Raw genomic sequence first — 19,225 nt, 5'->3', positions numbered from 1 at the left:
TCAAAGGAGAGGGAGACAGGGTGAGGTTGCAGACTATACGTATAATGGATACTTAAAATACTTACTCAGCATAACTTCAAATCTCTACAACTTCCCGCTAACTAATTTCTGAAACCTTTTATTCCCGCGAAGCGAGACAAAGGCCGGGTCTGCTTTTAGCCAAATTGTGGATGTTTCAGACGGAATGGACAGTAGTCGCTCAAGTTCGTTCACGGCTTTATCCTGCTCACCCGTCAGCGCATAGATTTTGGCAAGATCGTAAATGCGGAAAGCCCCTCGCCAGGCTTCCTTTTCTATCGGGAGTAATTCAACTCCTCGCAGGCCGGCACGGATAGCGTTTTCCTTTTGACTCAATCCGGCAAGCGCTATACCGAGCGAACTAAAGCCGCGCTCATCGTACGGATTAGTTTTCAGGTGCTGTTCAATGAAGATCCTGGCGCTGTCAAACCATACCGCCGCGATTTGTTTATTACCGCGCAAAGTTTCCAGCTGCGCGCGAAGTAAGGATGTCGGATAAAACTGAAATTGATCGCTGAGACCCCCGGATGACGACATCGGTTTCAACGCGTCTTCTGCGTCATTGAAGTTGCCTTGCGATAATTCGATAAGAAACTTCAGGTAATTAAGATAATCCGTTTCTCCTCCAACTTTTCCCAAATGTTTTCCGTCTTCAACGATCTTTCGCGCGCCGGCCAAATCAGATTTCCACAAAAGCAGGCTCTTGGCTTTTTCATAATAGACGTCGATATTATCCGGAGAAAGCAGAATCGCCTTGCTGTAATAGGTATCCGCTTCCTCGTAATCACGTGTCAGCGTCAACGTTTCACCTAACTGACGAACGATTTCCGCTACGCGCGGGTTGCCGGCGATAGATCGTTTGAAGGCTTCAACGGACTCTTTCATTTTTCCCTGACGGCGGAGAACGGCCGCAACACCGTAGTCTACATCCGGATTATTAGGGCGGTACTTCAAGGCAAGTGAGAACTGTTCCAGCGCGTTCTCATAGTCGAGTTTCCCGTGGTAATAATACCATGCCATAGCTGCGCGGGTTTCTGAAAGTTGCGGGGCGAGCTGAATGGCTCTTTCTGCGGCTATCCTGGATTCCTCAACGCGGCTTTCCGATCGGTCGTAATAGAACCAGTAAATGTTTGAATGTACATAAGAAAGTTTAGCATAGGCCGCTGCGAAGGAGGGATCAAGCTGAATGGCGCGGTTCAAGAGCTGAATACCGATTTCCATATCATTTAAGGAATTACTTCGTTCAGAATACTGGACGGCTTTAAGATAATAGTCATAAGCTTCTGAATTATGTGTCAAGGCCGTTTCGAGTGTCTGTTTCTCGGATTTTAATAATGCAACGTTCAGGGCAGACGCAACCTTGCTGGCGATATCGGATTGTAGTTTGAAAGCGCTCGAGAGAACCGACTCCATTGACTGCGACCAAGCCTGCGTCCCGTCTTCAACTTTAATGACCGTGGGGTTTACACGAACATGCGTTTCGCCGTTCAGCGTCTCCCAGCGAACCGTTCCCTGCAAAATGAAATTGACGCCCAACTCTTCGCCGATCTGTTTGAACGTTTTTGATGTGCCTTTATATTGCATGGCGCTCGTTCTGGCAATAACCCCAAGCCCGGACACACCGGATAACCGACTTGTGATCTCATCGGTCATGCCGTCAACGAAATAGTCTTTGTCACTCGGCCCCAGGTTTTCAAACGGAAGCACGACCATGGTCTTCTTTTCGTTCTTGGCCGTCGAACCTGAAAAAAAATACTCTCTGAAAACGAAAGTTAATGCGATAAGAAGAAGAATACCGGCGCCGGTAATATATTTTTTTGAAAACCACATCGGTAATGCCGATTCCATCGGCTTTGAATTTATTTTTGACCCGCTTTTTTCAGATGAACCGAAGTCCTGAGTACGCATCACTCTCGTCGACTCCTTTTTCATTCGTCGCAGATCGATCGTCATATCCTTGACGGTCTGGTATCTTTCTTCAGGATCTTTTTCAAGCGCGCGATGCAGAACGTGCAGCAGTTCAGAGGAAATGTCTTCACGGAATTTCTGTATCGGCTGTGGTTCTTCATTCAGAATGGAATACATCATCGCGGCTTCATGTTCACCACGGAACGGCGTATTGCCTGTCAGCATTTCATACAACACAACTCCAAACGAAAAAATATCCGCCCGTGCGTCGATCTCCTGTCCCTGAATCTGTTCCGGCGCCATGTAAGCGAGAGTTCCTGTCGTGCTTGATGATTTAGTGAGTTTCACAGAGCCGCGTAGTTTGGCCAACCCAAAATCCATCACTTTGATCTGGTTCTTAGAATTGATCATGATGTTCTCGGATTTCACGTCGCGGTGAACGATGCCTTTTGCATGCGCTTCCTGTAAAGCTTCGCCGATTTGAACAGCATAACTTATCGCATCGCTGATTTTCAATGGCGATTCGGAAAATTTTTGTTTCACCGTCATGCCGTCCACATATTCCATCACGATAAATTGTTGATCATCGGCTTCCTGAATGTCATAGATCACGCACACATTCGGATGATTTAGCGTAGCCGCGGCTTTGGCCTCCTGAAGGAAACGCGCGCGCTCCGTATCGCTGGAGGCAACGTAGTGGGGGAGAAATTTCAATGCAACCTCGCGGTCAAGCTTGGTATCGTGCGCTTTATACACGATACCCATACCGCCTTCGCCGAGCTTGTCGAGAATCTTATAATTAGAAATTGTCTGTCCTATCATCAGTCCTCCGAAACCTTAACACGTATTCAATGAATAAATCGGATCAATTATTTTTCTTCTGTGATCAATATCACGTCTCTTGAAACCTTGCCGCGAGAGGCAACCAGAGAATTACCATCCGGCATCCATTCGAAATTAGCAATCACATTTTCCTTAAAATTTGTATAGGGTTTTGCTGAAGAACCGTCTAAGGCGCATGTCCAGATATTGTCTACGCCGCCATCTTCAAGGATGTAGCTCAACTCCTGTCGGCCCGGCCTGCATCGGACAAAATCGGCTGCGTTCCGTGGGAGATCGAATATTTTATTCGCGCTTCCTCCTTCAACAGGAACGCTGTAAACGGAGCCCGTCGGACTGTCGTTAGCACGATGTAGAAAATACACCAAAGATCCGTCCGGAGACAGAGTGGGGGATAAACCGTCGATCTTCGAAAGGTCAACGCGTTCTCCTCCGTCGGCCGGTATCGTCATGATTCTCATCGGGCCCAGAATCCAGGATGCTATCACAATGTGTTTACCGCTCGGGTCCATGATCGGAGAGTAATCCTCGCTCCCTGATGTCAGCTGCTTGCGGCCGCTGCCATCAACACCGATGCGCCATATACTGGGCGTGTCCGTCGTTTCATACGAAGAAAACAAAATGTATTTTCCATCGGGCGTAACGGAGGAAACGATATCAACGGCCGGATCGGTGGTTATTTGCCTCTGCTTCTTGCCGGAACTATCCACCGTCCAGATATCGTATTGCCCGCCATAGGACGAACCGTAATATATTTCGCCCTTTTTTCCGATCGTCAGGCCGCTTAATCCGTCATCCTTTTGGCTGCTGATCTTAGAAGAATTAGAAGCATTTCCATTTCTAATATAATGAAGCTGAAAATCGATTTCACTCTGCGTGATACATAGACTCTTTCCGTCGGTCGTCACGCTGGAGGAGTTGTATTGGTTTGCATCGTTGGTGATCCTGAAAACTTCTCCGGAAGAATGCGAAACGTAGTAGATCTGCGACCGGTCCGAACCGCGTTCCGCCCCGCGCACGATCATACCTGCTCCGGACGAGAGCCACTCCACGCTGGCAACGGACGACCAGGTTTTTTCCGTTATGCGTTTTTCTTTTCCCGTCAGTACGTCCACGACAAGTAATTCCGAATGCATGCCGTCCTTCCACGTTCCCAATCCGCTCGCGATGGTGGCTCCATCCGGGGACCACGAAGGGCTGCCATTGAACCACGACACGCCGCTATGGGCGGCAAGAAGTTTTTCTGCGGATCCGTCCGTATTGGCAATCATCACGGCAAAATCACCGGTACTGCTGATGACCCTATGAAACGTAAATTGTTTTCCGTCCGGGGACAGGGAAACTTTTGACTGCACATCTGCAAGGATCTTGACGGGGGTGCCGCCCAGAACGGGAATTCGATACAGAATGGGTATTACGGACTGTTCGGAGGATTGGGTATAATAAATAAAATTGCCGTCCGGTGAAAAAGTGAGATTGAACGGGTTTTTCGTTTGCGGGGCAACGATCTGAATATTGCTGGACGTTGCGATCTGCCGGACCCAAAGAGATCCTTTTCCGGAATCTCTTTCTGTGTAACAAATATATCGGCCGTCAGGAGAAATCGCAGATTCCATTGCCTTGCCGCTGGACGTAACCCTGGTGAATTTCGACTTCTGGAACGGAACTTTTTCTTGTTTTCCAAAAAATGAGAATACCACCGCAATAGTGACTGCAGCCGCAACACCAATACCGCCTATCAAAACCATTCGGTTTTGTTTTGGCTTAATGGACTGTACGCTCTTCGTCTCCGGAACCGAAGGTTCGGATTGTTCACGAATTTGAACGCTTCCGGATGGGCGAACAACGCGAGTGGATTCCTTTCTCAGCCGCCGCAGATCGATGGTCATATCCTTGACCGTCTGGTATCTTTCTTCAGGATCTTTTTCAAGTGCGCGATGCAGAACGTGAAGCAGTTCAGAGGAAATATCTTCGCGGAACTTTTGTATCGGTTGCGGTTCTTCATTCAGTATCGAATACATCATCGCGGCTTCATGCTCCCCGCGGAACGGCGTATGCCCAGTCAACATTTCATACAAGACAACACCAAACGAAAAAATATCCGCCCGTGCGTCGATTTCTCCTCCCTGGATCTGTTCTGGCGCCATGTAGGCAAGCGTTCCGGTAGTACTGGAGGATTTGGTAAGTTTGACCGAGCCACGTAATTTGGCCAATCCGAAATCCATTACTTTGATTTGATTTTTGGAATTGACCATGATGTTCTCGGATTTCACATCACGATGAACAATACCTTTTGTGTGTGCTTCCTGTAAGGCTTCGCCGATTTGAATTGCATAGCCTATTGCATCACCGATCTTAAGAGCGGAATCTGAAAATTTCTGTTTTACGGTCACGCCCTCAACACATTCCATGACAATAAATTGCTCTCCGGCATTTTCACTAATATCATGAATGGTGCAGATGTTAGGATGATTCAGGGTTGCCGCGGCTTTCGCTTCCTGAAGAAAACGCGCGCGTTCTGTATCGTTGGATGCGACGTAGCGGGGGAGAAACTTCAACGCAACTAGCCGGTCGAGTTTGGTATCCTGTGCTTTATACACGACGCCCATTCCACCCTCGCCGAGTTTATCGAGAATTTTGTAATGTAAAATATTCTGGCCTATCATAATCACGATCCTGTAGATAAACGCAGACACATCTCCTTATTAGGTTAAGAAGTTGATCTGCAGATGAATAATTAAAATAATATGTTATTTTATGCTTATGCAGTTGATCGAATATCTACTTCTTTGCCGATCAACCTGATTAGGTCGGAATTACTTGAGTTCGTAACTCTGCTTTTCAAACAGGTTGTTTTTAAAACAAGAGTAAACTCTGGTTAAGTATAGACGGGAGACCTCTGTTTTTCTGTTGGATATGTGAATATATACTGCATTTAGCGGAATTGTGCAAGGGATTATTTGTGGGAAAGTTCAGAATATCACATTCAAACGCCGGGCCGCTGCTCGCATGTATCACATCTAAACGGTTGACAAGGTTTTGACGTGGGCGAGTTCATCGGAAATGGAATTCCCATTGTTCAATTGCCAATTCGCAGGATTGGCTTCGATATATTTGCGGATTTGATTTAACGCATGTTCGTTCCGGATAATATGTTCATAAAAATTACGTTGCCAAACGGAAATACCGGGCGAATTTCGCATTTCATTGATACGGCGGGCGGAAAACGTTTTCAACGCACGGATGATTTCGGACAAACCGTGACGTTTTGGTGTGTTGGTTTTGGTTTTCGTAGGGGCAGGTTTGAAACCTGCCCCTACGTCACCACCGCCGTGATCATCATTCACGATGATAATAATTCCATGAATATGATTCGGCATGATGACGAATGTGTCCAATTTCACCGACGGGTAATGACGGGGCAAATCATTCCAACATTCCCGTACGATTTCCCCAAATTCGTTTTCCCGCATGACGGTTTTTTCGATGGAACCGAATAAATGCGCATGTTCTTTCACGCATACCGTCACGAAATAGGCGCCGGGTTTTGAATAATCGTAACCAGGTAATCGAATGGATTTTCTGTTTCGGATCGTGTTCATTTCATAGATTTGCCAAATTTCCGTACGAATAAAAAGTCTGTCAGGATAAGGCCGCGTCAAAAAAATAATGGTAGCCGCAGCCTTTAGGCTGCGCGCGCGTCTCGCAAGCTAAAGCTTGCGCCTACCAATACTGATTGTTCGATCTGCAAAATATTTTTTTCTACGGCGTCAAAAAGCGGATCGAGTTCGGATTGGATGTCGATGGTCTTTCCCAGAACGGTGATAATGAGGGTTTTCTTCGGCAGCGTAGCGACTTGAACTTTGGCTTTATCGAAATGCTTCGCCAATGAATGGATCAGGTCTTCCAGCGCGGAATAATACGATTCTTCGCGCGCATCCCCGCGTTAGGTAATTTCAAATAATAATTTGAGGTAGGAATCGAACATGGCTAGAACAATGAAATTATTGGAAGTCACGGCTATCTGGATTGCAAATTACGGATTGCATTGCTTATTGGCAAGCGAAGAAAATATAAACCTGTGAGGTTTAGTTCATCGCCGGTAGACACGTGGTATTTGCAGTTACGCTGTTATGAGTATGGGTATCTTCTAAACCTCACGGGTTTAAAAAATTATTCCATCATCTTCAATACGACCAGCGTCATGTCGTCCATCTGAGGCATGTTTCCTGCATGCGCATTGACTGCTTCGATAACCGAAGTGATCATTTCATCCGGAGGACGATGCAGCGTTTTCTTCAGAAGCGCTTCCAGTCTTTCTTCGCCGAACTCTTCTTCCTTATCATTCATCGCTTCCGAAATACCATCCGAATAAATGATCAACGTGTCGCCGGGGAGAAAGCTGACCGTTTCCTCATCATATGGAAAAGTTTCCATCATGGCGACTACGATCCCGCCCTTGCGCAATAGTCGTATGGAGCCGTCCTTGGAAATGATCAGCGGCGGATTGTGGCCGGCATTGGTGTAGCTGAACTGATGCGTGGCCGTATCCAGAATTCCGTAAAACAGCGTTGCGTATTTCTCATCGCCGGTGCTTTGGTGCAATAGTTTGTTGGAACGCTCGATGCATTGCTTGGGGGAATTGGCGAGCAGCGTTTGTCCGCGCAGTGTCGCCTGCAGATTGGCCATGAGCATAGCCGCCGGCAAACCTTTTCCTGAGACGTCGCCGAGACAAACCGCCAATTTGTTTTCGTTCATCTGAATAAAATCAAAGTAGTCGCCTCCAACCGATTGCGCGGCGATGCTTTTTCCGGAAAGTTGGTATCCCTTGATCTTTGGAAAAGTGGTCGGCAGGAGTTCGGATTGAATTTGCGCAGCGAGACGCAACTCCTCCTGGATATATACCAGTTCTTTTTCTTTTTCATATAGACGCGCATTCTCGACGACCTGCGCCGATTGGGTTGCAATAATAGCGAGCAAGCGCTGTTCATCGTCGGTGAAGGCTTTTCCTTCTTTTTTGTTATACACAGTTAGAACGCCTATCAGCGTTGATTTGACGGTCATCGGAACGCTTAGGGCATTGCGGAACGAAGCGTCCCAGGTAATACCTCTAAACCGTTCGTCCGTTGCAGGATCGTTAACCATCAGCGGTTTCTTGTTGAGATGCATCCAGCCGAGCATACTTTCGGTCAAGTGGAATTTTGAGTGATCGCTGGAACTGACCATGCTTCGTACCAATGTCTTCATGGATCGGTCGGCGCTGGAGTCAACGAGGGTGATAACACCCTGTTCTGCGTGCACAGCTCGAAGTGAGCGGTGAATGATCGTCTGCATGATTTCCTGAGAATTCATGGTGCCGCCGATCACGCGCGCCAGGTCATTCAAAATAGAAAGTTCTTCAACTGCGCGCCGCAGCCTGATATTTTCTTCCTGTAAGGTATTGAGTTCGGGTGATGAACCGGATTCCATGAAGTGTACTCCTGTAAGTAGATACAACAAAAATATGAAATAACAGTACCGGCAAAAAAGTAACGTGCTTATCCGCTGTACGCACATTAAAGATAAAAAACAGTCAGCGCTCGTCGAAGGCTGATTTATTGATACTTAGTCATGCTTCGATCGGCTCAGCATGACGTATGTGAGCAATACGGATAGGAGCCAGAAGTAAATGTTACCGTTGATACATACCCATTAGTTTTGCTTCAGCAATAATATGACCTTTCATGGCTTGGACAACCTGCCACTTTGTGGCTCCCGCTTCAAGGTCTAGTAAATAGTCCAGGGCGTAAAGTTTAAAATAATACCTATGCTTACCGCTTGGAGGACACGGCCCGCCGTAACCGATATTGCGAAAATCGTTGACGCCCTGCTTGGCGCCGCCGGGCAACGCTGTGTCGGATAAAATATTTTCAGGCAGGCCTTTCGTATTCTGCGGCAAGTTAAATACAACCCAGTGAACCCATGTTCCGGCCGGCGCATCGGGATCATCGCAGATCAAGGCAAGGCTGGCTGCATTTAGCGGGATACTGTTAAACAAAAGCGGTGGAGAAACATTTTCGCCGTCGCAAGTGTATTTTTTTGGAATCCATCCGCGGTCTTTGAAAACGGAGCTTTCAATATTCATTGGATCTTCTCCCGAATTCAGCCGTATCACGGCAAAAACAATCGAGAAAATGTTAATCAAAACCATAATGAATGCGAAACCTTGCCGGATATCATGATGCCTTGCTGAAAAACTAGAATAAACATAAGAAAAATGTTAATAAAACCATAGCTGAATTTATTTATTTTATAGCATTCGTCATCGGGGAGGTACCGGCTCGCAATGCAAGTGTGTCGAATAAATTTGAAAATCAGATGTGAAAGCGCAGAGAAATGGAGAGTATCACCCCGGAATAGCGTATGGAATGCTTTTTTAAAGTTTGCGAGTCGGTAACGCGCACCCGGGACCGGGTCGTCACGTACGTATATGTTTGGGCCGGCACATGCAGAGAAGGCGTATGTCGAAATTCCAATTTGAATTGGTTTGAAACAAAACGTGACCAATAAAAATCAATACTTCCGGCAAATAAATATCCAAAGCCGCTCGCTTTTGTTCCATATGAGGCAGAGGTGTCATCGAGAGGAACGGAGTTGGCAGGCCGTCTTTCACGTCTTTCAAAATGCTGCATGCCGGACAATTTTAGTTTATTATAACTAATGCCAGTGCCGACACTTACTTCCCATCGGGAATGATTGAAGTCTACCGGAAGTATGATATAATTGATTGTTCCGTTAATAAATTCGGTGGAATACGTTTCCTCCACGTCAAATCGTTCCACGGGGACAGGCTTTTTTTCCTCCAACGCGCCTATCCAATTGCTTCCGGTGATTTTCTGATTTCTAGTTTTTGATACATGCACGCCCAGAAGAATTTTTTTTGTAAGGTTGCCTTCGACATAAACGGAGTATACTATCGGCTGGCCGGATTTTGCGCCCGGATCGGCTTGTGATATAACATGATACAGATAACCGGAAGCTGAAAAAGCTGAAAGAACCCCGGTTCGAGTACTAAAACTGGCTCTTCCATACGTAAACCCGAAATGGAAAGTTGCCTTCGGGTTTATGATTTTCTGATTTACCTTATTATTGTTCGAATCAGCGACCGCTGCATTGGCCGGAAAAACCTCATCCAAAGAAAAAATGGCAGAGACCATTAAAAAAGAGGCGCAAATAAATTTCAGTCGCATGAGAAGCGTTTTTTACATATTTTGCAAGACTGAAAAAAGATAAAGAAATGTAGTGTAAAAGAAAACAATTTATTGTGAATATAGTGTCTTGAACACTGAGAATAGAATGAATAAACCCATGCTCTTAGATTTTCCTATTGCCAAAAAGAACAGAATAACCGCTAAAATTCACAACGATACGCGAACCGACGATTATTTCTGGCTGCGTGACAAAGATAATCCCGACGTCATAGCGTATTTGGAGGAAGAGAATAAGTATACGGCGAAGACGATGGCGCATACGGAAATATTACAGGAGAAATTATATCAGGAAATGGTTGCCAGGATCAAAGAAACGGATGATTCCGTTCCGCAAAAATGGGGGGATTATTTTTATTACCGCCGAACGGAAAAAGGCAAACAATATGAAATCTATTGCAGAAAAAAAGGATCGTTGAATGCGCCGGAAGAAATTCTACTGGATGCGAATGAACTCGGAGAAGGAAAAGACTATTTTTCACTGGGTGTTTTTCAGGTTAGCCCCGACCATCAGTTCCTGGCTTATTCCATCGACACCAACGGTTCCGAAAAATATACTCTGCACATTAAAGATTTGCGCGCTGGAAAAAATTTGCATGAAGAAATTCCAAATACGTATTACGGCATGGAATGGGCTAATGACAATCGTACTCTTTTCTACAATACTATTGACGCCGCATCACGCCCTTACAGAGTGTTTCGGCATGAACTGGGCAGTGATCATACCAAGGATGAATTAATTTACGAAGAAAATGACGAGCGGTATTTTTTGGAAATTGCCAAGTCACGCAGCGAGAAATATATCTTTATGAACATCGGCAGCAAAGTTTCAACGGAAGTGCGTTATTTGGATGCCGATCGGCCGTCAGGCGGCTTCAAGTTATTTCATCCCCGGGAGGAGCATGTAGAATATTTTGTAGAACATCAGGATGCCGATTTCTACGTTTTGACAAACGAGCATGCTGTGAATTTTAAGTTGATGAAAACGCCGGTTGATGCAACGGATAAAATGCATTGGCTGGAATTTCTTGCTCACCGGGAAGATGTATTAATTGAGGATGTCGACGCCTTCAAAAATTATTTGGTGATTTATGAGCGTGAGAAGGGGCTTAAGCGTTTACGCGTTCGAGATATTCAAATGAACGCAGAGCACTATGTTGAATTTCCTGAACCGGTTTATACTTTGTCTCCCAACGGCAATCCGGAATACGGCACGTCAATCCTGCGCTTTACCTATAGTTCATTGATTACGCCGCCAAGCACCATTGACTATGATATGAATACCCGCGTACAGGAGTTAAAAAAGCAGGAAGAAGTTATCGGTTATGACGCGGCGCAGTATAGGTGTGAAAGATTGTATGCGGAGGCAACCGATGGCGCTCAAATTCCGATGTCGATGGTATATAAAAGGGGAATGGTTAAAGACGGAAACAGCCCGTTGTTATTGTATGGATACGGTTCATATGGAATTACGGTCGAACCGGGTTTTTCTTCATCGCGCGTAAGTTTACTTGATCGCGGATTTATCTTTGTCATTGCTCATATCCGGGGCGGGCAGGAACTTGGCCGGCTATGGTATGAAAACGGGAAGCTTTTAAAAAAGAAAAACACATTTACCGATTTTATCGCATGCGCCGAATACCTGGCCAAAGAAAAATATACATCACAAGATAAAATGGCCATTATGGGTGCGAGCGCCGGAGGGTTGCTCATGGGAGCGGTGACCAATATGCGTCCCGACCTTTTTAAAGCCGTTGTTGCAAAAGTTCCTTTCGTCGATGTTGCGAATACCATGCTGGATGCTACGCTTCCTTTGACGGTGACGGAGTACGAGGAATGGGGCAACCCGAATGAAAAAGCTTATTACGACTATATTCAGTCATATGCGCCGTACGAACAGGTGGAAGCAAAAGACTACCCGAACATACTCGCTACGGCCGGACTTCATGATCCGCGTGTTTCTTATTGGGAGCCCGCAAAGTGGGTGGCTAAATTGCGCTGTGTGAAAACCGATCAAAATGTAATTCTTCTGAAGACCAATATGGGCGCGGGACACGGCGGCGCATCGGGACGTTATGATTATTTGAGGGAAATTGCTTTCGAATATGCTTTTATTCTGGATAGGGTTGGAAACCGCTAAGTTTCCCGCAGATAGCGCAAATTTTCGCTGATAAGAGCTCTGCGTAAATCCGCGAAATCTGCGGGAGATCTATTCGCAGTATTACTTATTTGTCTGAGCAAGGGTTTATTCATCACTAAAAATACTAATGTTGACCGGAAAATTTCTTGGACTTAATCAATTTCTCGTCGAGCCAATTGAAAATCAAAAGCAGGAGTGCGCCATAGATCAAGTAGGATAAACCGCCGCCAAACCAGTTTTGAACCTGACGGAATGATGACGCGACCGACTCGCGGGAGTTCAGTAGGTTTTTTACAGAATCCGTAACGACGTCCCCGGTCAGCGATGAGCCGGTATAGTATATTGAAATCGCGACGCCCATAATTCCGGCGATGCCTATCAATATCCAATCACGCCAAACGGCTTTCTGTTCTTGTTTTTCTTCAATTCGCGATAAAACCATGCGGGCAAAAGTATTCGGCAATGCGGCCCCGTCGTCTTTTTTCAATGCTGAAAAAAGTTGACGGTAAGCAAAAACGTGTGATCGACACATCGGGCACGATTCAAGATGAGATTGAATCTCCGGGTTATCAGACGCTTGGTCCGCAAGGGACTGTATTTCGACATCCGTTAAGTGGTTCATGATATTAATTCCTCTTCCTGATACTTTGCAAGTAATTTATCTTTCAGCATTTTTCGCGCACGGAACAGGTAACTCTTGACAGTACCTTCGGGCAAATTTAAAACCTGCCCGATTTCCTGATAACTCATTTCATCCAGATGATAGAGCGTTATGATCGTTCGGTATTGCACCGGCAACTGTCCAATCTCTGTCTTTAAGTATTCCGAAACTTGCCTCCGCATCAGCGCGTCTTCCGGCCCGGGCGAACTGCCCCAGATATTTTCTGAAAAACCGGCGGAGATGGGTTCGTTTTCGTCATAAGTTGTCGGCACATCATTATACAAGGGCAGTTTTTTCTTTTGTAAATAATTGAGACAGGAATTATAAGCGATACGTGCAATCCAAGTGGACAACTTTGAGTTGAATTGAAACGATTTTAGATTTTCATACACTTTAATAAACACATCCTGACAAACTTCTTCACGATCGGCCGCCTGGCGTACCATCTTGAAAACCACATGCGCCACCAGCTTTTGATTGCTATTAACTATTGTTTCAAAAGCATTTAGGTCGCCGGATAATATTTTATGAACGATGGCGCGATCTTCCATGTCTCCTTTTCCTATGTTGAGTTAGACATGGGCTTTTGACAAATGTTGCAAAAATTATTGTTAACTTGCAAGTGCAACATTTTCCCGGTTGACCGGTCTATTCATTTAAGGTCGTAATGAACGATCACTTTGCAACTATTGATAATTTAATCTGTCTATTCAAATAACACGCAACTTAAGTAAGGAGAACCGTCATGAACAACATGGAATTTCTTATCCCGATTTTCTTATTTTACATTATCTATTTAACCATCAAAACGCTCAGCGATAACCGATTACGGCAAAAATTGATTGATAAAGGCGTCGTAGACGAAAACGCCAAATATCTTTTTGTGAAGAATACGGAAATGCAGCCGATGCCATCGCTTAAATGGGGTATTGTGTTGATCGCAATCGGTATCGCGCTATTTATCAATTCTATGTTTCCTTTACTTATGGAAGGGCCCGCTTCGTTTGGGTTTGTCGCCATATTGGCCGGCTTGGCATTTATCGTATACTATTTTATTGCCAAAAGTCAAAAGAGCGCGGAATAATGTTTTGTAAGCAATAAGGAGCACTATCATGTTTTATTTGACAATCATCTGCGCCACGCTGTTAAATATTACTGCGGAGGTATCGTGGAATGGCCATGCCGGGATTCAGGATGACAGAAAAGGCCGCGGCATACTCATCGGCTTTCAAAATAGTTCGACCGAAAACGGCGGTATTGACTATTATTCCAATACGCTGCTAAAAAGCCTGGAGGTGAGATCGGGCGGAGTGGTAGAAATGACACCAAACGATCTGGACATAAAAAGTATTTCGCCCGACGGATTTATCGTGATTAAAGAACGGGATTGGCTTACGTATCGCTCAATCACATTGACTGCAGCAGCCGACGGAAAAATTGAAAAAAAGTACACCATACAAGGACGTGATTACGAATTTGATTCGGACGCTCAGGCATGGCTGTCGTTGATTTTGCAGGACGTAGCTCGTGAAACGGGGCTCGGCGCGCAAGGGCGAATTAAGAAAATTCTCGCAGAACAAGGGGCACAGGCGGCCATCCGTGAGATCCGTTGGGTGAATAGCAACTATGCAAAAAAAATCTACTTTGAAGCGATATTGAATCATCCCGATCTCAGTTCGCAAGAGCTTGAAAAAGCAGTCGAGACCGTTGCCAATGAAATATCCAGCAGTTCAAAATTAGGCGATATTTTGATATCCTCAGCCGGAAAATTCCAAGAAGACAGCGTTTTGACAGAATCCTTAATCCGCGCTACGAAAGAAATTTCGTCCAGTTCAAAACAAAGCGAAGTCTTAATTCAGCTCACGGAATTACGTGTGATCAACGATGAATCGGCCGAGGCGATGGCTAAGGTTATTAAGCATATTTCGTCAAGTTCCGCACAAAGTTCTGTGCTTCAATCCCTTGCGCAAAAAAGTTCGGCTAACGACAAGGTTGTCGAAGCTTACGTAGATGTCGTTAAATGGATAAGTTCATCATCCGAACAAGGCGCCGCTTTAAAGGCATTATTAAGAAAAAAGGACATGAGCAGCTCTGCATTCATCAAAATCCTAAAAAGCATTGAACATATCTCATCCAGTTCCGTTCAGGGTGATGTTCTGGAAGAAGTTGCGGCGGTATGTCCTTCGGATGACCAAGTTCTCTTTGCGTTTTTGAATGCCGTTTCCAACATCTCGTCATCCAGCCAACAAGGGTATGCAGTTATGTCGATGCTCAGCAAACAAAATGTGAGCACGACTATTTTGACACGAACATTGAATTTTTCAAATGAAGAAATTTCAAGCCGGTCTGTTCGTGATAAGATCGCGGATAAAGTAACGGAGCGATTATCGAAAAAGGCTGCTCATTAGAATTGGATTTGACGCCTCCGTTAACACTGAATCAATTAGCGCCTATGACTTCCGCTGATGGAGAATGGGCGTTTTTCTTGTGCTGAATATGATGAATCCAGAACGAATATTTAGGCCATTACGCATCGGCTCGCATTTTAAGGATAGGATTATGAAGAAAATAGTACTGCTTTTGTTCCTGTTTACACAGCCGTCTTTTGCGCAGAAAATTATATCCGGAGTTGTTAAGGACGCTGCAACCGGTGAAAACCTCCCGGCTGCTAATATTCAGATCGAAGGTACGTTAAAAGGAGTCATTGCCAGCCGTGAAGGGAAATATTCGATTAATGTGGAGCACGTGCCTGCGACTCTCGTCGTTCGATATATCGGATACGAATCAAAAAAAATAACCATAACGTCGTCCTCTGCGGGCGAGCAAGACATCTCATTAAATCAGTCGCCCATCGAGATGGAGGCGCTGGTTGTTTTGGGGGAAGATCCGGGGATGCGCATTATGCGGAATGTGATCGCCAAGAAAAAAAGCTGGCATAAGAAAATACAAAATTTTAGCGCCGATACGTACATGCGTTCGGTTATTGAAAACGATTCAGGAATCGTTATGATCTCCGAGGTGCTGGCAGAAACCTATTGGGATCGGATAAGAGGACTGCGATCCGTCATTAAGTCAAAGCGCCATACAAAAAATCTAAGTCCGTCAGAAAACGTGGTTGTCGGCGACGACGAAATTGTCAATTTGTATGATGACGATGTTCTCATACAGGAATCGAAATTTGTCGGGCCGACGCATCCGGATGCGTTGGATTATTACGATTTTAAAATTATCGGGCGGCGTTACCGGGATGATCAGTTGGTGTACGACATATCGGTCCAAACCAAAACAAAACTCCAGCCAACTTTCGTCGGCCAGATTTCCGTGCTGGATACGGACTCTGTAATGATCGAAGCGGAATTAAGACCCAATGATTTCGTCATATTTCCAATGCCCGTGCAAGAGTGGAAAGTGTATTACATGCAGCAATTTAGTAATTTCGGACAGGCCTTTTGGCTGCCTATCGACATGCGCATGGACGGAAAAATCAAGATCGGTATGATCGGGCTCCAATTCCCCTCCATAAAATATACACAGATCACCGGATTCAATAATTATCAGATAAACGTGACATTGCCGGATTCACTATATAAGACCAAGCGAGCTTTTATTGTGGATTCCACCTCGCTTAAAAAGGAAAATCAATTTGATTCTACGCAGATAATCATTCCGTTATCCGACCGTGAGGACTCGGCATTTCGTATGATTAAACGAGGAGATTCATTTTCAAAAGCATTTAAGCCGACCGGCGCCTTGTCTCGCATGGTCAAAATGGAAGATGAATACAACGACAGCATTGTCATAGCGGAAAAGAAAAAAAATGTATTCAAAACTGTCTTAGACGGCTTGGGGCCTCGGTTCTGGTTTAATCGCGTGGACGGCGCACATGTCGGGATAAAATATTCATATGATTTTTCGAAAACATTTTCAGCTTACGTTTTGAGCGGCTATTCGACAAGCCTAAGACGGTGGTTTTACGGCGCCGGGTCCAGATATAATTGGGGTAAAAAACACCAGGGATTTTTTGAAAGTGATTATTATATCGGAACTACCGAACGATACCCGTCAGATAATTATTCTCTTTTGGTTGCAAGCGGGCCGGCGCTGTTTGGATTTCGCGACTATTTTGATTTTTACAAAAATCAAAAAGTGGAGTTCGGCGCGGGTTATGAATTTCGTAAAATTGACCTGAATTTTAGGATTGGCTGGAGCAGTGAAATTCAAACATCTCTCATAAAAAATACTGACTTTGATATTTTGGGCCGCAATAATGTTCAAAGGCCGAATCCAAAAATTGATGAGGGCACGATGCGTTCCGTTCACATGTCTGTGATTTACGGAGACGACTATGTTCCATTTGGTTTTGTTGGCCAGGAACGCGCGGAGGTTAAAATAGAACACAGCTCTAGTCAATGGTTATCGAGCGATTTTGATTTTACGACCTATAGGGCTTCGGTCGACTGGCGTTTCAAAACTTTTTTTTCACGAAGATTTTTGCCTAATGTTCTGGATCTAAGATGGATTGGCGGAACATACACCGGCCACTTACCGCTTCAGCGGCTTTCGGCAATTGACGGGTCGTTACAGGCATTCACGCCGTTTGGTGTATTTAAGACCTTACGTGGGCAACTGTACGAAGGAGAAAAATACACGGCGATTTTCTGGGAACATAATTTTCGAACCATTCCGTTCGAGCTCATCGGGCTTCAATCCATTGCAAAAAAAGGTATTGGAGTGATCGTGCATGGCGCATCGGGCCGAACATGGATTTCAAAAGACAGGCTGAGAACGCTGACGTACCGGCCGGGTTACACGGATCAATTTCATCATGAAATCGGATGGTCTCTGAACGGTTTGTTTGGTTTTTTCAGAATTGACACGGCGCAAAGGCTGGACAAGAAAGGGTTTTATGTCGGCGGAAGTTTCGCAAGAGTGTTTTAAAGGTCAATTATTTTTTCTGGATTACAAATATTTTTTGGATCAAAAACCGACTTGATATTTTTCATCATTTGAATTTCCTCCGGATTTCTGTGCAGGTGCATCAACTTTTTTTTCAATAATCCGATTCCGTGTTCCGCGCTGATACTTCCATGATAGGATTTTATTAATCGGCACATTTCCATATCCAATTCATCGGTTATCTTTGTGAACTCCTCCATCGGCATTCGGGTTGTATCAATAATATTCACATGGATATTGCCGTCGCCGATATGGCCAAAAAGCAGAACTTGAAAGGCCGAATATTTCTCAGCAATCATCTTCTCCAGTTTCATGATAAACGAAGGCATGGATGAGATTGGAACGGCGATATCATTTTTGTGAATTTGGCCGAGTTTTAAAATAGTCTCCGGAATATTTTCCCTATAAGCCCACAACTCCTTAAACGTTTGATGGTTTAGGGATAAAGTGCCATCAAGGATCAAGTGCTCAACGGATTCTACAAAATATTGCAGGTCTTCCATCCGATCTCCGCAATCAATCTCAAGCATCACATACAGCGGATAGATTTCTGCAAATGGATTGCGGCAATGATGGACATAATCTAAAACGGCCTGTAAACACGGTTTTGTAAAAAACTCAAAAGCGGTGATGTCAAGCGACTTCAATTTCGCAGATTTCAGGATTTCCAAAATAGTTGTGAAATTGTCAGTTGCCAATAGCGCTAACTGCAGGTTCTTGGGTTTCGGAACGATCTTAAGCGTTGCCTCCGTGATCAGACCCAGCGTTCCTTCCGCACCGATGAAAAATTGTTTTAGATCATAGCCGGAATTATTTTTGTGTACATTTGAATTCAAACGGAGAATACTGCCTGTGGGCGTTACAACTTCAAGGCCGAGAACGAGGTCGCGCATCATGCCGTATTTAATCACTTTAAGTCCGCCGGCATTGGTTGAGATACAGCCTCCGATCTGGCAACTTCCACGTGCAGCGAAATCCATAGGAAAGAACATACCCCTATCAGCAACCGCTTTCTGAACGTTTTCCAATATAGCTCCGGCTTCTACGTCAACGCTTCCCGTTTCGATATCGATAGACACGATTTGATCCATTTTTTTAAAAGAAACGACAACTTCCTGATTGGCTGCCACCGCCGCCGCCGCGAGACCCGTCCGGCCTCCCGAAGGAACGATTTTAATATTATGCTCGTAGCAATAGGAAACAATTTTCTGCACTTCGTTAGCAGTTTTAGGAAACAGGATAATGCACGGATCCGGAGTATGTTTGCGTGTCCAGTCCCGGCCGTATTCAAGAAGATCGTCGCTTCGATCCGATACTCTGTTCTTTTCAAGAATTGAAATAAATTTTTCTTTATGATCTGTCATACGCGTACGTCCTGTTAACCAAACATAACAATTTACGATTAATTTTAATAATTTCAGAATAATTTTATACGCGAAAGCGCCTGATTTTCCC

The 19,225-nt window shown here is 44.9% G+C and carries 14 protein-coding genes; 4 read left to right on the top strand and 10 right to left on the bottom strand.

Translation table 11 applies throughout. The annotated features are described in order from the left end of the window. Positions 1-84: 84 nt before the first annotated feature. From F9K33_04540 to F9K33_04510, 7 genes are all read right to left on the bottom strand, one after another. Entirely contained in the window at positions 85-2,748 is a 2,664-nt protein-coding gene (locus tag F9K33_04540; GenBank protein KAB2880631.1) for a protein kinase, read from the bottom strand. 47 nt (positions 2,749-2,795) lie between these two features. Next, the gene (locus F9K33_04535) at positions 2,796-5,462 is read right to left on the bottom strand and encodes a protein kinase (GenBank protein KAB2880630.1); all 2,667 of its coding nucleotides are present in this window, start codon (positions 5,460-5,462) and stop codon (positions 2,796-2,798) included. Positions 5,463-5,786: 324 nt separating this feature from the next. Continuing rightward, positions 5,787-6,368, bottom strand: a complete 582-nt coding sequence (locus F9K33_04530) for a transposase (GenBank protein ID KAB2880629.1) — start codon at positions 6,366-6,368, stop codon at positions 5,787-5,789. An 83-nt stretch (positions 6,369-6,451) separates the two neighbouring features. Continuing rightward, complete coding sequence (locus tag F9K33_04525) at positions 6,452-6,655, bottom strand: hypothetical protein (GenBank protein ID KAB2880628.1); 204 nt, start codon at positions 6,653-6,655, stop codon at positions 6,452-6,454. Positions 6,656-6,939: 284 nt separating this feature from the next. Then, positions 6,940-8,322, bottom strand: coding sequence for a SpoIIE family protein phosphatase (locus tag F9K33_04520; protein ID KAB2880627.1), 1,383 nt, complete (start codon positions 8,320-8,322; stop codon positions 6,940-6,942). 115 nt (positions 8,323-8,437) lie between these two features. Beyond that, the gene (locus F9K33_04515; protein ID KAB2880626.1) at positions 8,438-8,890 is read right to left on the bottom strand and encodes a YbhB/YbcL family Raf kinase inhibitor-like protein; all 453 of its coding nucleotides are present in this window, start codon (positions 8,888-8,890) and stop codon (positions 8,438-8,440) included. Between the two features lie 229 nt (positions 8,891-9,119). Further along, the gene (locus tag F9K33_04510) at positions 9,120-9,995 is read right to left on the bottom strand and encodes a hypothetical protein (GenBank protein KAB2880625.1); all 876 of its coding nucleotides are present in this window, start codon (positions 9,993-9,995) and stop codon (positions 9,120-9,122) included. Between the two features lie 106 nt (positions 9,996-10,101). Here F9K33_04510 and F9K33_04505 point away from each other — a divergent pair, with 106 nt between their 5' ends. Continuing rightward, positions 10,102-12,153, top strand: coding sequence for a S9 family peptidase (locus F9K33_04505; GenBank protein KAB2880624.1), 2,052 nt, complete (start codon positions 10,102-10,104; stop codon positions 12,151-12,153). Positions 12,154-12,277: 124 nt separating this feature from the next. Here F9K33_04505 and F9K33_04500 read toward each other — a convergent pair whose 3' ends face one another. Together F9K33_04500 and F9K33_04495 are read right to left on the bottom strand one after the other, a co-directional pair. Then, positions 12,278-12,775, bottom strand: a complete 498-nt coding sequence (locus F9K33_04500; GenBank protein KAB2880623.1) for a hypothetical protein — start codon at positions 12,773-12,775, stop codon at positions 12,278-12,280. Beyond that, on the bottom strand, positions 12,772-13,365 hold the full coding sequence (locus F9K33_04495) for a sigma-70 family RNA polymerase sigma factor (GenBank protein KAB2880622.1): 594 nt from the start codon (positions 13,363-13,365) through the stop codon (positions 12,772-12,774). Before F9K33_04495 ends, F9K33_04500 begins: the two co-directional genes overlap by 4 nt. A gap of 194 nt (positions 13,366-13,559) precedes the next feature. On the opposite strand from F9K33_04495, the gene F9K33_04490 reads away from it, so the two are divergent. The 3 genes from F9K33_04490 to F9K33_04480 all read left to right on the top strand — a co-directional run bounded on the left by F9K33_04490 (position 13,560) and on the right by F9K33_04480 (position 17,752). Beyond that, on the top strand, positions 13,560-13,898 hold the full coding sequence (locus F9K33_04490; GenBank protein ID KAB2880621.1) for a hypothetical protein: 339 nt from the start codon (positions 13,560-13,562) through the stop codon (positions 13,896-13,898). 28 nt (positions 13,899-13,926) lie between these two features. Further along, positions 13,927-15,222: a hypothetical protein gene (locus F9K33_04485; protein ID KAB2880620.1), complete on the top strand. Its 1,296-nt coding sequence runs from the start codon at positions 13,927-13,929 to the stop codon at positions 15,220-15,222. Positions 15,223-15,286: 64 nt separating this feature from the next. Continuing rightward, positions 15,287-17,752 carry a carboxypeptidase-like regulatory domain-containing protein gene (locus F9K33_04480; protein ID KAB2880619.1) on the top strand — a complete coding sequence of 822 codons (2,466 nt, stop codon included), beginning with the start codon at positions 15,287-15,289 and terminating at the stop codon, positions 17,750-17,752. Here F9K33_04480 and F9K33_04475 read toward each other — a convergent pair. Continuing rightward, positions 17,749-19,134: an FAD-binding oxidoreductase gene (locus tag F9K33_04475; protein ID KAB2880618.1), complete on the bottom strand. Its 1,386-nt coding sequence runs from the start codon at positions 19,132-19,134 to the stop codon at positions 17,749-17,751. The genes F9K33_04480 and F9K33_04475 overlap by 4 nt on opposite strands. Positions 19,135-19,225: the final 91 nt, after the last annotated feature.

It is taken from the genome of bacterium (assembly GCA_008933615.1).
Classification (GTDB): Bacteria; CLD3; CLD3; order SB21; family SB21; genus SB21.
The sequence above is the reverse complement of the archived record's forward strand: the minus strand, read 5'-3'. Positions and strand labels throughout refer to the sequence as shown.